We start from the raw sequence: 15,791 nt of genomic DNA, 5'->3' as shown, positions 1-15,791 counted from the left end.
ATAAAAATTAAAATTCTTCAAGTAGCGTGTCACAATGGTAATGTTTCACTTCTCTTCGTTTAGGGGTTTGCGTTTTACTGCCTTTGTTTTTAGCGTCAAGCAACTGATTGATCATCAGGTTACGCTCTTTTTGAATGTTTTCAATGATCGCTTCTGATTGTTCTAAATCATAAAAGACAATACCGTCAATAATTGTTTTTTCCACTTTGGCATAAATAGATAGCGGACTTTCGGACCAAAGCACCACATCGGCATCTTTGCCTACTTTTATACTTCCCAATCGGTTGTCAACCTGAAGTAATCGTGCCGGATTTAAGGTTACAAAATTCCAGGCTTCTTCTTCAGAAACATTGCCGTATTTCACAGTTTTTGCCGCCTCTTGATTCAACCTACGTGACATTTCAGCATCGTCAGAATTGATAGAAACCAAAACACCTTCGCCTTGCATCAAGGCAGCATTGTGTGGAATAGCGTCTTTTACTTCGAATTTATATCCCCACCAATCAGAAAAAGTGGAACCTCCAACGCCATGAGCCGCCATTTTATCGGCCACTTTATAGCCTTCTAAAATGTGAGTAAAGGTTTGAATTTTAAATTGGTACCTGTCGGCCAACTTCATCAGCATATTAATCTCAGATTGCACATAGGAATGGCAGGTAATGAATCTTTTTTTGTTTAAAATCTCAACCAAAACTTCCATTTCAATATCATATCTTGGTTTTATTTTAGTTTTACTTTTGGAGGCGTTATAGGTTTTCCATTCTTTTTCATACGCTAAAGCTTGGGTAAAATAATCTTCATAGACTTGTTCAACACCCATTCTTGATTGCGGAAAACGCGAGCCTCCAGTTCCCCAATTGGATTGTTTTACATTTTCTCCCAAAGCAAATTTGATGTATTTTGGAGCCTCTTTCACTAACATTTCTTCCGGTGAATAGCCCCATTTTAATTTGATAAAAGCAGCTCTTCCTCCAATTGGATTGGCAGAACCGTGTAATAAATTAGCAGAGGTCACACCGCCTGATAAATTTCTATAAATGTTGATGTCTTCGGAGTTGATTACATCTTCAATGGTTACTTCGGCAGATGAATTTTGACCGCCTTCGTTTACGCCACTTGAAATGGCAATGTGTGAATGTTCGTCAATAATACCCGCCGTTAAGTGTTTTCCGGTGGCATCAATAGTTTTGGCATTTGCACCGCTAATGTTTTTTCCAATTCGGATGATTTTACCGTTTTGAATTAAAACATCGGTTTCTTTTAAAATCCCTTCCGATTCACCGGTCCAAACCGTTGCGTTTTTAAACAAAAGGGTTTCCTGTTTTGGTTTTTCTTTGTTACCAAAAGCCACATTGGGATAGGCGATAGGTACCATTTCAGGAACTACAATTTCTTCTGTCGGTTTTTCTTTTACCTTATTGGGTTCTTTTAATTTTGCGGACCAAGGGATTACGCTTCCATCTTCTAAAGTTGCGGTTCCTTTGAAAGCGGCATTATCAAAAACACCGTTTAATCGCATGTAACCTTTTGCCGTGGTGTCTTTGCTTTTTACCAACAAATTAATCCAAGGGTCATTGAATTGTGTTTTGGTATCAAACGAAATACTGTCTTTTGTTATTTTGGCTTCAGGTTTTGCCGCTTCCCCTTCAATTTTTAATTCATAGTTTATTTGATTGATCACTAAGTCATAGGTTCCTCTGCTATCCAATCCGTCAAATTTTGACAGGATGGTTCGGTTACCTTGCACCCAATTTTCGTGAAGGATGGTTTTCGATTCAAATAAATCGCCGGAGGTTATAATGAAATTGGCTAAGCTTCCTTTTTTTAAACTTCCTAAATTAGCGGATTGATTCAATAATTGTGCAGGAATTGTGGTTAATGCAGCCAACGCTTTTTCTTTCGGCAAGCCATAAGCCACAGCTTTTCGCAATTGCGTTAAAAATTCTTTTTGATTTTTTAAATCGGAAGCCGTTAAAATAAAATTGACATTGTTTTCTGCCAGTATTTTTAAATTGAACGGAGCTTGGTTCCAAAATTTCATATCGGTTAAACTCACTTGATAGGCCAAAAAAGAGTTGGAAACATCATAAGCTTCCGGAAATTCTAATGGAATAATATAAGTGGCTCCTGTTTTTTTAATTTCTTCAATACGTTCAAATTCGTTTCCACTTCCTTTGATGAGGTAGTTGACGCCAAATTCTTTACCAATTGTTGCTGCTCGCAAGGCATTCAGTTTATCGCCTGCATTAAAAATTTGGAGCAATTTTTTATTTTGATTGAAAGCATCCAAAGACAAATCAACAGTTTTTGAATTTCCTTTTTCATACCATTCCGCATCGTGATAGACCTGACGAAGCAAAGCCATACTGCCCATTAATGACGATGGATACGCCTGACGGGAATTTCTACTACGTCTGAAAGTAAAATGTTGTGACACTTTTTGATTTAAAATACGCGTTGCATTATTATCAGCGTCGTTTAACGTCCAAAGTAAACCCGTTCCGGCAATAATGCCATCGCTATTGTGACTTACAACCGTTCCAAAACCAATTTCTCGAAGTCCGGCAGCTGATTTGGCATCATAGGTTACATTTTCAAACGCTTGGTATTCGGGTTTGATATGGTCATTCCAATAATAACCTTGTCGGGAAGGTTCGTAAGAGGTTGCATTCATTCCTCCGCCACGTGGTGTAGCCGGAGGTTTCGCCATACCAAATTCACTATACAAATCAATAAATGACGAATAAATGGTTTTGCCCGTTGCATCAATAACCGTTACATTTTTAGGAATAGTAATGTTGGTGCCAATCTCTACAATACGATCACCTTCCAACAAAATAGTAGCTTTTTCTAATTTTTGAGTTGGTGAAACATAAACAGTTGCATTGGTGATTGCAATTTTGGATTTGAAATTTTGACGAACACCGTCATTTTTTGGAAAATAGTCTTGTGCAAAAAGTGGGATTACAAACAAGATAAAAAACACGTGAATAAAGTTTCTCATGTACAGGGTTTTTAAAATAAAAGCCATAAATGTACAGAAAAATTAAATGATTGAAACGAAAAATACGTTTATAAATGATGAAAATCACTTCAAGACAAAAAAAAACTAAAGTAAATCAACTTAAACTCTTTTAAACTTTTAAACACTTAAACTTCTAAACTCTAAACTCCCAACTCCTAACTAATATAATTCCAAATAGTCTTCTTTTTGCTCATTTCTATAAAGACCATTCGCAAGGTTTGATGTTCCGGTAAGGTCATGGAAGCATCTTTTTTCAGGAGTTTCATCGCTTCATGTCGGGCAATTTGCAGAATATCACGATCACGCACCAAATCAGCAATCTGTAGATTCAACACACCGCTTTGTTGTGTTCCCATTAAATCTCCCGGTCCGCGAAGTTTTAAATCGACTTCGGCAATTTCAAAACCGTCGTTGGTACGACACATCGTTTCCAATCGGGTTTTGCTATCGTTACTCAGTTTGTGGCTCGTCATTAAAATGCAATAACTCTGTTCGGCACCGCGACCCACACGACCGCGAAGTTGGTGCAGTTGCGATAGACCAAATCGCTCGGCACTTTCAATGACCATCACACTGGCGTTGGGGACGTTAACGCCCACTTCAATCACGGTAGTTGCGATCATAATATTGGTTTTTCCGGCAGCGAAACGTTGCATTTCGGCTTCTTTATCCGCCGCTTTCATTTGTCCGTGCACCATAGAAACACTGTACTGCGGCAACGGAAAATCTCTTGAAATACTTTCGTAACCATCCATCAAATCTTTGTAATCCATTTTTTCACTTTCGTTAATCAAGGGATACACAATATAAATTTGACGGCCTTTAGCAATTTCATCTTTTAAAAATTTCCAAACTTTCAATCGGTTGGAATCATAGCGATGCACGGTTTGAATCGGTTTTCGTCCCGGTGGTAATTCGTCAATCACCGAAATATCCAAATCGCCATACAAACTCATTGCTAACGTTCGCGGAATAGGCGTAGCTGTCATGACCAAAACATGGGGTGGAATGTCGTTTTTCTTCCATAGTTTTGACCGTTGTTCCACACCAAAGCGATGTTGTTCATCAATAATGGCCAATCCCAAATTTTGAAATTGTACTTTATCTTCTAACAAGGCATGCGTTCCAATGATGATATGCAACTCACCTGATTCCAATTGTTCGTGAATGATTTTACGTTCCGATGTTTTGGAAGAACCGGTCAATAGTTTGATGTTGATATTCAAATCTTTGGCTAGTTCCGTTAACCCATTAAAATGTTGCGTTGCCAGAATTTCCGTAGGAGCCATCAAACAACTTTGAAAACCATTGTCTAAAGCAATCAGCATACAAAGTAAGGCTACAATGGTTTTTCCTGAACCCACATCACCTTGTAACAGTCGGTTCATTTGGGCATTGCTGCCTAAGTCGTTGCGAATCTCCTTCAACACTTTTTTCTGAGCATTGGTCAATTCAAACGGCAAATGATTTTGATAGAAATCATTAAAATAATCACCAATTTTTTCAAATGGATGCCCTTTAATTTTGTGTTTCCGAATAAGATTCTTCGTGATTAATTGCAGTTGAATAAAAAACAATTCCTCAAATTTTAAACGAAATTGGGCTTTAGCCAATAACTCTTGACTTTTAGGAAAATGAATGTTAAACAATGCGGCATTTTTGGGAATCAGTTTCAATTCATCCAGTAAATATGCAGGTAAAGTTTCCAAAAAACGGGCTTGTGTTTCCACAAACAATTGCTGCATCATTTTGTTGATGGAGCGATTGGAAATTCCTCTTTGTGTCAACTTTTCTGTAGAAGGATACACGGGTTGCATGGCCGAACGCAGACTTTGCTTGTGTTCTTCCAACAGTTCCAATTCCGGATGAGCCATGTTAAACTGTCCCGAAAAAGGGGTGACTTTTCCAAAAGCAACATATGGCGTGTTGAGTTTTAAACTTTCGCGAACCCATTTTTGACCTTGGAACCAAACCAATTCCATTTCGCCGGTTTCATCTACAAATGTGGCAACCAAACGACCTCGGCCTTTTTTTTGTTCAACCGTTTTGATGTGAATGATTTTGCCGACAATTTGTACCTCTGTATTTCCGGCTTGCAACTCATTGATTTTATAATACCGCGTTCGGTCGATATATCGGTTGGGAAACAACGTCAATAAATCACCATACCGATGAATACTGAGTTCCTTTCGCAGCATTTCGCCACGGGAAGGACCCACGCCTTTGAGGTATTCGATTGGTGTTTGTAGGATGTCGTTCATTTTCAATGGCAATTGCAATGTCAATGACAAGAGCAATTAAAAGCGAAGATAGTTTTTTTGTAAGGTATTTAAAAATTGAAGTAACTACATTTCTTAAACCATTAAGGAATTAAGGTTCATTAAGATTGATTCTAGTGTATGATAAAATCCGTTCTAATCTGCATTTGGCGAAGCCAATCTGTTTCATCCGCGTTCAAATCTTTGCGTATCTTTGTATAACTTTGTGAAACTCTGTGAAACAACCATGCGATACCTATTTTTATTCCTTTTTTCTTTTTCCTTCGCTCAACAAACCCAAAAAGTTGATTTTAAAACAGTACACGCTACTTTACAACCGAATGCCATTGAAAAATCCATTTATGGCGAAGTCAACTATCAATTTGAAGTTCTAAAACCAATTGATACCATCGCCATTGATGCCATCAAAATGGATTTTACTAACGTAAAAATCAATGGTAAATCCGTCAACTTTAAAAATACAACTAAAAAACTCCAACTATTCGAAGGCTTTAAAAAAGGGAAAAACACTTTGACTTTTAATTATACTGCTATTCCAAAGCAAACCCTTTATTTTATTGGCGAAGCTGAAAATTTACAAATCTGGACACAAGGACAAGGAAAATACACCAGTCATTGGTTACCTAGTTTTGATGATGTGAATGAAAAAGTGATTTTCAATTTGTCCATACAATTTGACTCGGCATTTGAAGTCCTTTCTAATGGAAAATTAAACAATAGCAATGTCAATGTCAATAACAATGTCAAAACCTGGCATTATAAAATGTCCAAACCCATGTCTTCCTATTTAGTGATGATGACCATTGGAAAATTTGCAAAGCAAACCACGAAAACCAAATTCGGCACACCTTTAGAATTTTATTTAGATCAAAAAGATGTCGATAAATTTGAAACCACTTATCAATACACCACGCAAATTTTCGATTTTTTTGAACAAGAAATAGGCGTGAAGTACCCTTGGGAAATCTATCGTCAAGTGCCCGTTCGTGATTTTTTATATTCCGGAATGGAAAACACCACTACTACCATTTTTGCTCAGGATTTTGTGGTGGATGCAATAGGGTTTAATGACAAAACGTACATCAACGTCAACGCTCACGAATTGGCTCATCAATGGTTTGGCAATTTAATCACAGCAGAAACGGGAAAACACCATTGGTTGCAGGAAGGTTTTGCTACGTATTATGCGTTATTGGCCGAAAAAGAACTCTTTGGCGATGATCATTTTCAATGGGAATTATACGAAATGGCCGAGCGTTTGCAACAAAATTCCAAAACAGATACGATTCCGTTGCTCAACGAAAAAGCCAGTTCGCTCACCTTTTACCAAAAAGGAGCTTGGGCATTGCATTATTTAAGAGAAACAATCGGAGCTGCTAATTTTCAAAAAGCAATAAAAAACTATCTAAAAAAACACAGTTTTAGCAACGTAAACACTGATGCTTTTTTAAACGAAGTAAAAGCGGTTGCATCTTTTGATACTAAAAACTTTAAACGCGTTTGGTTGGAACAATCCGGTTTTGAAGTCAATCAGGCTTTGGCTTTACTTCGAAAAAACAAGTTCATGACATCCTATTTGGAATTGGTAGAATTACAATCCAAACCTTTTTCGGAAAAGAAATCAACATTGGAAAAACTTTTAAAAAGTGACGCTTTTTATCCGCTCAAAGAAGAAGTGGTTTTTCAATTGGCCGAAGTACCTTTTGAAGAAAAAGAAGCCTTACTTACAATAGCATTGGATGGAAATAATGTAAAAGTACGTCAAGCCATCGCCCGAATTATGGTGGAAATACCAATCCCTTTTCAATCCAATTATGAATCACTTTTAGAAGATGCATCCTATATCACCAAAGAAATTGCATTAGGCACTTTATGGAATTTATTCCCCGAAAAACAAGCGGATTATTTAAATCAATCCAAAGATTGGATTGGGTTTAATGATAAAAACCTACGGATACTTTGGCTCACATTAGCGTTGATGACGAAAGACTATCAAAACGAAAATAAAGTGCATTTTTATGACGAATTAATGTCGTATAGTTCGCCTAAATTTGAAAGTTCCATTCGTCAGAATGCGTTAACCAATTTGTTGTTTTTGAATCCGAACGATCATAATATTTTGAAAAATTTAGTCAATGCCACGACGCATCACAAATGGCAGTTTACGCTTTTTGCCCGGAATCAAATTCGGGAATTAGTTAAAACCGAAAGGCACAAAAAGTATTTTGAAGAAATGCTTCCAAGTTTAAACGCTGCGGAACAAAGTCAATTGAAACGGTTGTTGTCGAATTAAGTTTAAAGGGAATTATTTACTTTTTTCTAAAAACTTTTCATAGACTAAAATTTTATTTTGTCGAATTTCTCTATTCCTTTTGGGGTTGTAGAGAATTGGGTTCTCCAACATAATGACTAATTCTAGCAATTCTCTTTCATTTAAGTCATGAAGTTTTTTATCATAAAAATAAATTGAAGCTTCTTTTATTCCTTTATTTCCATATAACAAATCAGCTTTTGTCAAAATTAACTTCAAACAATCTTCCTGTTTAAACTCTTTTTCTATTTTTAATGTATATAATACTTTAACAAAAGGTATTTTAAAATTTCTTAAATTATTTGCTCCATAATATCTAGCAACGTCTAAACAGGGACAATCCTCTTTTGGTAAACCTAATTTGCTATTTTTTAAACTGTAAAATTTAATGCTACTTGGAACATAAATTTTGTTGTAAAGATTTAAAAATGGTCTGTAATCTTCGTTTTTTGATTTATTAATTTCTTCTCTTATTGCAATAAAATCATCTCTTTTAAACATTGGATTATAATCACTTAAAAGCAATTGATAGATCACAACCAAGACCAAAAATAGTAATATTGTAATTTTTAAAACTTTTATTGCAATCTTTTTCATAAGATAGGGAACTAACTCATCAAATTAATCACTTCAGCTTTCAAATAGCTGATAGCCACATAACTTGGCGAAGGTTTTTCCAACAAATCACTTAAAATGACTTCGCGTAATTTGTTAGAAGTTTCCACTTTGTCACTCATTGCCGCTTTTCTAATGTTTTGAATAATGGTATTTTTGGCTGTTGAAATAACTGTCCAACAATCTTCCGTAATATAAATTTGTTGGGTTAAATTGTGTTCAAATTCTTGCTCAATTTGTTGAATTAATAAGTTTTCATACGCGGTTTTATCATCAGAAAGCGGTGCAATTCTAATCAGTAATTTGGCCGGATTGATACGTTCCAGATACAAAACCATCCGTTCATAGGCTTGTAAACGCATGGGTAAAGCTACTTTGTGCAATTCCTTTAGCAACAAATATTTTCGTTTGTCGGAGTCATTTTTTAAATTCAAATGAAAAAAAGAATAGGCCACAATTCCCGTTATAATTGCCGGCAAAGTATACGATAAAAGTTCAATCCATTTAATTGATTCCATAGTTTGTATTTTTTAATTTGGAGCTATTTCCCGCTATTCGTTTCAAAATTTTCTTGTAAAATCTTTTTTTCTAAAGTCAAAAAAAGAGCTTCCGTTGGTCGCTTTTTTTTGCCAAGAAAAAAAAGCCTTTACAAAAAAATGTTTTCCACTTCTATCGGGGCTAAAACGTTTCCTGCAAAAATAGAATTTTAGTTGATAATTCGTTACAATTTTAATTGTAATAAATCATAAGTAAGCTTATTTTTGAACTTTGCTAAAAACACTATGATAAACGAATATATTAATCAACTCAACGAAGCCCAACGTGCACCCGTACTCCAAAAAGACGGTCCAATGATTGTAATCGCGGGAGCAGGTTCAGGAAAAACAAGGGTTCTTACGATGCGGATTGCTTATTTAATGAGCTTGGGAGTTGATGCGTTCAATATTTTGTCGCTTACTTTTACCAACAAAGCCGCTCGCGAAATGAAGAAACGTATTTCTGATATCGTGGGAAGTAATGAAGCGAAAAACCTGTGGATGGGTACGTTTCACTCCGTTTTTGCAAAAATTCTTCGCATCGAAGCGGAGAAATTAGGGTATCCAAGCAATTTTACTATTTATGACGCTCAGGATAGTGTGCGTTTAATCGGGGCCATTATCAAAGAAATGCAACTCGACAAAGATATTTATAAACCCAAACAGGTTTTCAGTCGCATTTCATCTTATAAAAACTCACTGATAACCGTAAAAGCCTATTTCAATAATCCCGAATTGCAGGAACAAGATGCCATGAGCAAAAAACCGCGAATTGGTGAAATCTACAATAATTATGTGGAACGTTGCTTCAAATCGGGAGCAATGGATTTTGATGATTTATTATTAAAAACCAATGAATTATTGAATCGTTTTCCGGATGTGTTGGCCAAATACCAAGACCGTTTTCGCTACATTTTGGTGGATGAGTACCAAGATACGAACCATTCGCAGTATTTGATTGTTCGTGCCTTGTCCGATCGTTTTCAGAATATTTGTGTGGTAGGTGATGATGCCCAAAGTATTTATGCATTTCGTGGAGCGAACATCAATAATATCTTGAATTTTCAGAAAGATTATGCGGATGTACAGATGTTTCGCTTGGAACAAAATTATCGTTCTACGAAAAATATTGTACAAGCGGCCAATTCCATCATCGATAAAAACAAAACCAAGTTAGAGAAAGTCGTTTGGACGCATAATCAGGACGGACCCAAAATAAAAGTGAACCGCAGCATCACCGACGGAGAAGAAGGTCGATTTGTAGCTTCTACCATTTTTGAAGAAAAGATGCGTAACCAAATGAAAAATGGCGAGTTTGCTATTTTGTATCGCACCAATGCTCAGTCCCGTGCCATGGAAGATGCGTTGCGAAAACGCGACATTCCGTATCGTATTTACGGTGGACTATCGTTTTACCAACGCAAAGAAATTAAGGATGTGTTGTGTTATTTGCGTTTGGTCATCAATCCAAAAGATGAAGAAGCATTAGTCCGTGTCATCAATTATCCGGCTCGTGGAATTGGTGATAGTACGGTGGAGAAATTAACCGTTGCAGCCAATCATTACAAGCGTTCCATTTTTGAAGTCATGGAAAATATTGACAAGATTGACCTCAAACTCAATTCAGGAACCAAACGAAAGTTGGAAGATTTTGTGATGATGATTAAAAGTTTTCAAGTCATCAACGAAAATCAAGATGCCTTTTTTCTTGCCGAACATGTGTCTAAGAAAACAGGTTTGATTCAAGAATTAAAAAAAGACGGCACACCGGAAGGAATTGCCCGAATTGAAAATATCGAAGAATTATTAAACGGTATCAAAGACTTCACCGAAGGTCAAAAAGAAATTGACGGAGCTCGAGGAGCCTTATCGGAATTCTTGGAAGATGTAGCTCTGGCAACCGATTTGGATAAAGATACCGGCGATGATGATCGCGTGGCTTTAATGACCATTCACTTGGCAAAAGGGTTGGAATTCCCCACTGTTTTTGTAGTAGGAATGGAAGAAGATTTGTTTCCGAGTGCCATGAGTTTAAACACCCGTAGTGAGTTGGAAGAAGAACGCCGTTTGTTTTATGTCGCACTAACCAGAGCCGAACACCAAGCCTATTTGACTTATGCTCAATCGCGTTACCGTTGGGGAAAATTAATGGACAGTGAACCTTCTCGCTTTATTGAAGAAATTGACGACCAGTATTTGGAATACATCAGTCACACCGAAACGGGTTATCGCTACAAACCAATGATGGATATGGATATTTTTGGTGATGTAGACAAATCCAAATTGCGATTAGCAAAACCGACTAACGGAACTCCACCGAAACGTTATGGCGAAGAACCGTCTTCCACCATTCGTAAACTAAAACCCGTGACAGGAAATGCTCCGACAAGTGCAAATTTGTTTGATTCAAAGTTAGTCCCCGGCAACATCGTCATGCACGAACGTTTCGGAAAAGGCGAAGTGTTAAACTTAGAAGGAGTAGGAGCCGACAAAAAAGCAGAGATTAAATTTGATGTGGGTGGGATTAAGAAGTTGTTGTTGCGGTTTGCGAAACTTGACGTTATTGGTTAAAGTTTTTAATTTCTCACAAAGTTGAAGATTTGATTTCTCGCAAAGTCGCAAAGACGCAAAATTTTAGAGCCGCAAAGATTAGGAAATTTAAATATGTTTACAAAGAAGAACAACATGTTTAAATTAATTTATAAAGTTAATTTTTTTGCGTCTTTGCGAGAAACAATAGAAGCGAGAAACAAAAAAGAGAAAAACAAAAAAGAGAAAAACAAAAAAGAGAAAAACAAAAATGGGCGAGAAATAAAAGAAGAAATATGTCAGAAAACGAAATAGCCACAATAATTGTAGATTTATGTTACAAAATACATAAAAAGCTTGGTCCTGGTTTGTTAGAAAGTGTTTACGAAGAGATACTATATTATGAGTTAACGAAATTAAGTTTAAAAGTTGAAAGACAGAAAGCACTACCTGTTTATTGGGATGAGTTAGTTATGGATATTGGATTTCGAGCTGATTTAATTGTAGAAGATAAAGTAATAGTTGAATTGAAATCTGTTGAACAAATCTCTAATGTAGCTCCAAAGCAACTTTTGACTTATTTAAAAATAACACATTGTAAATTAGGTTTACTTGCTAATTTCAATGAACCATTAATAAAAAATGGAATCAGAAGAATAGTAAATGGGCTTTAAAATAGAAAATAGTAACAAAAAAATTATGACTCTGCGGGATTGCGAGAAACAAAAAGCGAGAAATAAAAAATAGTTAAGTATAATGAACACAAAGCCTTTGCGTCTTTGTGAGAAACAAAATCAGCGAGAGACAAAAACCGCGAGAAACAAAAACGTAAAAAAAAAACAGTTTAAGTAAAATAAACACTAAGCCTTTGCGTCCCTGCGAGAGACAAAAACCGCGAGAAACAAAAATAGACGCTAGAAAAAAAGCGAGAAATAAAATGAAATATTCAAGACTAACCAAAGAACAATTCGAAGCCCTCCACCAAGAATTCGCTAATTTTTTAGCCACCCAATCCATTGACAAAAAAGAATGGGATGATATTAAAACCAACAAACACGAAGTAGCGGAACAAGAATTAGATGTTTTCTCTGATTTAATTTGGGAAGGTGTTTTGAGTCAGACCAATTATTTAGAACATTTTTCAAAGAACCATATCTTCTTGTTTCATTGTTTGGAAACCGAAGTACAATCGATTGTTCTAAAAACACTAGAACCCGAAGTTGATTTCATGACTTCCAAAGGATTGGAATGGATGGTCAATAATTTGTTTACCGATGCTATCGACATTCATGTGGGACGAAAAGAATACCAAGGCGAACGCAATGCCGCTATTTTTGACATCATCCAACAAGGAGCGATTTTAAGTGACGGCCAATTGTACCAGCAAATTGATAAAATAGTCAACGCAAAGTAAAAAACTCAGCATCTCAGTAACTCAGAACCTCAGCAACTCAGTATGGATATCCAATCAAAAATTCAATCCCTTCGTGACGAACTTAACCAACACAACCACAACTATTATGTGTTGGACAAACCCACCATTTCCGATTTTGAATTTGATCAATTATTGAAACAATTACAAGAGTTGGAAACGCAACATCCTGAGTTTTTTGATGAAAATTCACCCACGCAACGCGTAGGAGGAAGCATCACTAAGAATTTCAATACGGTGGCTCACGAACATCGAATGTATTCGTTGGATAATTCGTATTCCACAGAAGATTTGATGGATTGGGAAGTTCGAATTCAAAAAATATTAGGAAATGTTGATTTGGACTATACGTGTGAATTAAAATACGACGGAGCTTCCATCAGCATCACGTATGAAAACGGAAAGTTAAAAAAAGCCGTGACGCGTGGCGATGGTTTTCAAGGGGATGAAGTGACGAATAATATTAAAACCATACGTTCCATACCATTGCAATTAAAAGGAAATTATCCACCGAAGTTCGATATTCGAGGTGAAATAATTCTTCCATTTGCCGGATTTGAAAAGATGAATCAGGAGTTGATAGAAATTGGTGAAACACCTTATTCCAATCCAAGAAACACAGCTTCCGGAAGTTTAAAATTACAAGATAGTGCTGAGGTTGCCAAACGACCTTTAGATTGTTTGTTGTATTTTATTGTGGGAAATAATCTTCCTTTCAAAACACAATTTGAAGGTTTGGAAACGGCTAGAAACTGGGGTTTCAAAGTACCAAGTCAAGCAAAACTGGCGAAGAATATGCAAGAAGTGTTGGAATTCATCACCTATTGGGATGTACATCGCCACGATTTACCTTATGAAACCGATGGTGTAGTAATCAAAGTCAACAGTTTGCAACACCAAGACGAATTAGGTTATACGGCCAAATCGCCTCGTTGGGCAATGGCATATAAATTCAAATCGGAACAAGTTTCCACCCGATTAAATTCCATTTCGTATCAAGTGGGAAGAACAGGAGCAATTACGCCTGTTGCCAATTTAGAACCGGTACAATTGGCTGGAACGATTGTGAAAAGAGCTTCGTTGCACAACGCCGATCAAATTGAAAAATTAGATATTCGCATCGGCGATAAAGTTTTTGTAGAAAAAGGCGGCGAAATTATTCCGAAAATTATTGCGGTGGCTGAAAGAGGAAATGAATCGTTTCCAACAGTTTACATTACAAATTGTCCCGAATGCCAAACCGCTTTAGAGCGAAAAGAAGGCGAAGCCAATCATTATTGTCCGAATTTTTATGGTTGTCCGCCACAGATTGTTGGTCGCATTCAGCACTACATTACCCGAAAAGCAATGGATATTGAAGGTTTGGGTGGTGAAACAGTGGCGTTGCTTTATCAAAATGGATTAGTGAAAAATTATGCGGATTTATATGATTTAAAGATCGAACAAATTCTTCCGTTGGAACGAATGGCTCAAAAAAGTGCAGAGAATTTAATCAACGGCATTGAAAAGTCAAAAGAAGTTCCGTTTGAACGGGTTTTGTATGCGTTGGGAATTCGGTATGTTGGCGAAACTGTCGCTAAAAAATTAGCCAAACATTATAAAAATATAGATGCTATTGCGAATGCCAGTTTAATGGATTTGATTTTGGTAGATGAAATTGGCGATAAAATTGCTCAAAGTGTGATTGAGTTTTTTGAGAATCCTGAAAATAGAATCACTGTGGAGCGACTTAAAAATGTTGGGGTTCAATTAACTTTAGATGAATCCAAATCAACAGTTGTAAGTGATGTATTAGAAGGAAAAACGTTTGTAGTTTCCGGTGTGTTTGAAAAATTCTCACGTGATGAATTGAAAAAAGCCATTGAAGATCATGGAGGAAAAGTAGGCAGTTCCATTTCAGCAAAAACGAATTTTGTAATTGCAGGTGATAATATGGGACCGGCAAAATTGGAAAAAGCATCACAATTGAAAGTTCCGATTATTAGTGAAGATGATTTTTTGGGGATGCTTTCTAATGATAAAAGTTTTTAAAAATGCAATTCAAAAGTTTTTTTTAACTCCAAAAAAATCTTAAAAATACTTGCTTTAAATACCAAAACTTGGTATTTTAGCAATAAAAAAAATTATGGCTCGAAATACTTCAATATTGTTGGGTGATTACTTTGAGAATTTCATTAACGAAAAAATAGCCTCCGGTGAATATAGCTCTGTTAGTGAAGTTGTTAGAACTGCGTTGCGGTTTTTTGAAGAGGAGGAAAACAAAAAAAAATCGCTAATAAACGAGCTTAAAATTGGAGAAAAAAGCGGTCGGGTTAAAAATTTTGACCGAAATAAAAACCTTGAACAACTTAAAGCTACTTTTCAAAAATAATGGCTGAATATATTATCAGCGAAAAAGCTATTGAAGATATCAATAAAATTTGGGTGTTCACAGCCGAGAATTGGTCTGTTGAACAAGCAGATCGTTACTATAATTTAATTTTAGACGAGATTGAATTTATTGCTCAAAACTTTCAAATGGCAAGAGATTTTGAATCTATTAGAAAATCATATCGGTATTCTAAAGTAAAATCTCATTTAGTATTCTTCAAAAAAAATAAGTTTAACGAGATTGAGGTTATTAGAGTTCTTCATGAAAAAATGGATATTGAAAGTAGATTAAAAGAATAAATGCTTAAAATCTTCAGTAAAATATCAAGCACATCATATTAAAACAGATTGAAAGAAAAACAAACTAAATTATTTAGTTTTTTAAATGCGAGGTCTTTAAAATTGGAGAAAGCCTCACAATTAAAAGTTCCGATTATTAGTGAAGATGATTTTTTGAGGATGTTAAATAAATAATTTAAATCTATGAATGTTACAAAAAATATAACCATATCAACTCTCGAAGAATTCAAAGAGAAAAATTATGGAAAGTTAGGAACTAAAGAACGTGATGAACTTGAATTAGGATATAAAAAATTCAAGATTGAAGAATTGAATCGTAATTCTTCCTTGGAAAAAGAAATATCTGAAGAATAGTAATTTAAAAGCACAATTCCCTAGCCCGTATTGCAGCGGA

The 15,791-nt window shown here is 35.8% G+C and carries 13 protein-coding genes; 9 read left to right on the top strand and 4 right to left on the bottom strand.

Translation table 11 applies throughout. The features are described from left to right. Positions 1-7 precede the first annotated feature (7 nt). Together B3L86_RS04815 and recG are read right to left on the bottom strand one after the other, a co-directional pair. On the bottom strand, positions 8-3,004 hold the full coding sequence (locus B3L86_RS04815) for an amidohydrolase family protein (protein WP_291115657.1): 2,997 nt from the start codon (positions 3,002-3,004) through the stop codon (positions 8-10). A 176-nt stretch (positions 3,005-3,180) separates the two neighbouring features. Next, on the bottom strand, positions 3,181-5,286 hold the full coding sequence (recG, locus tag B3L86_RS04810) for an ATP-dependent DNA helicase RecG (RefSeq protein WP_291115654.1): 2,106 nt from the start codon (positions 5,284-5,286) through the stop codon (positions 3,181-3,183). 244 nt (positions 5,287-5,530) lie between these two features. Between recG and B3L86_RS04805 the strand changes: the two genes are divergently transcribed. Beyond that, complete coding sequence (locus B3L86_RS04805; RefSeq protein ID WP_291115652.1) at positions 5,531-7,597, top strand: M1 family metallopeptidase; 2,067 nt, start codon at positions 5,531-5,533, stop codon at positions 7,595-7,597. Positions 7,598-7,609: 12 nt separating this feature from the next. Here B3L86_RS04805 and B3L86_RS04800 read toward each other — a convergent pair whose 3' ends face one another. Further along, positions 7,610-8,212, bottom strand: coding sequence for a transglycosylase domain-containing protein (locus B3L86_RS04800; protein ID WP_291115650.1), 603 nt, complete (start codon positions 8,210-8,212; stop codon positions 7,610-7,612). Positions 8,213-8,223: 11 nt separating this feature from the next. Beyond that, entirely contained in the window at positions 8,224-8,748 is a 525-nt protein-coding gene (locus tag B3L86_RS04795) for a hypothetical protein (protein ID WP_291115647.1), read from the bottom strand. 264 nt (positions 8,749-9,012) lie between these two features. Between B3L86_RS04795 and B3L86_RS04790 the strand changes: the two genes are divergently transcribed. From B3L86_RS04790 to B3L86_RS04755, 8 genes are all read left to right on the top strand, one after another. Further along, positions 9,013-11,337 (top strand): ATP-dependent helicase, encoded by a 2,325-nt coding sequence (locus B3L86_RS04790; RefSeq protein ID WP_291115645.1) that lies wholly within the window; start codon positions 9,013-9,015, stop codon positions 11,335-11,337. Positions 11,338-11,451: 114 nt separating this feature from the next. After that, a complete protein-coding gene (locus tag B3L86_RS04785; RefSeq protein WP_291115641.1) occupies positions 11,452-11,610 on the top strand; it encodes a hypothetical protein in 159 nt (52 codons plus the stop codon). Continuing rightward, complete coding sequence (locus B3L86_RS04780; protein WP_291115638.1) at positions 11,592-11,969, top strand: GxxExxY protein; 378 nt, start codon at positions 11,592-11,594, stop codon at positions 11,967-11,969. Before B3L86_RS04785 ends, B3L86_RS04780 begins: the two co-directional genes overlap by 19 nt. A gap of 263 nt (positions 11,970-12,232) precedes the next feature. After that, entirely contained in the window at positions 12,233-12,709 is a 477-nt protein-coding gene (locus B3L86_RS04775; RefSeq protein WP_291115636.1) for a DUF6495 family protein, read from the top strand. A 42-nt stretch (positions 12,710-12,751) separates the two neighbouring features. After that, positions 12,752-14,758 carry an NAD-dependent DNA ligase LigA gene (ligA, locus tag B3L86_RS04770; protein WP_291115633.1) on the top strand — a complete coding sequence of 669 codons (2,007 nt, stop codon included), beginning with the start codon at positions 12,752-12,754 and terminating at the stop codon, positions 14,756-14,758. A gap of 94 nt (positions 14,759-14,852) precedes the next feature. Next, positions 14,853-15,098 carry a type II toxin-antitoxin system ParD family antitoxin gene (locus tag B3L86_RS04765; protein ID WP_291115630.1) on the top strand — a complete coding sequence of 82 codons (246 nt, stop codon included), beginning with the start codon at positions 14,853-14,855 and terminating at the stop codon, positions 15,096-15,098. Then, a complete protein-coding gene (locus B3L86_RS04760; protein ID WP_291115627.1) occupies positions 15,098-15,397 on the top strand; it encodes a type II toxin-antitoxin system RelE/ParE family toxin in 300 nt (99 codons plus the stop codon). Before B3L86_RS04765 ends, B3L86_RS04760 begins: the two co-directional genes overlap by 1 nt. Before the next feature lie 183 nt (positions 15,398-15,580). Beyond that, positions 15,581-15,751 (top strand): hypothetical protein, encoded by a 171-nt coding sequence (locus B3L86_RS04755; RefSeq protein ID WP_291115624.1) that lies wholly within the window; start codon positions 15,581-15,583, stop codon positions 15,749-15,751. Positions 15,752-15,791 lie beyond the last annotated feature (40 nt).

Source organism: Flavobacterium sp. UBA6135 (genome assembly GCF_002428305.1).
Classification (GTDB): Bacteria; Bacteroidota; Bacteroidia; order Flavobacteriales; family Flavobacteriaceae; genus Flavobacterium.
The sequence above is the reverse complement of the archived record's forward strand: the minus strand, read 5'-3'. Positions and strand labels throughout refer to the sequence as shown.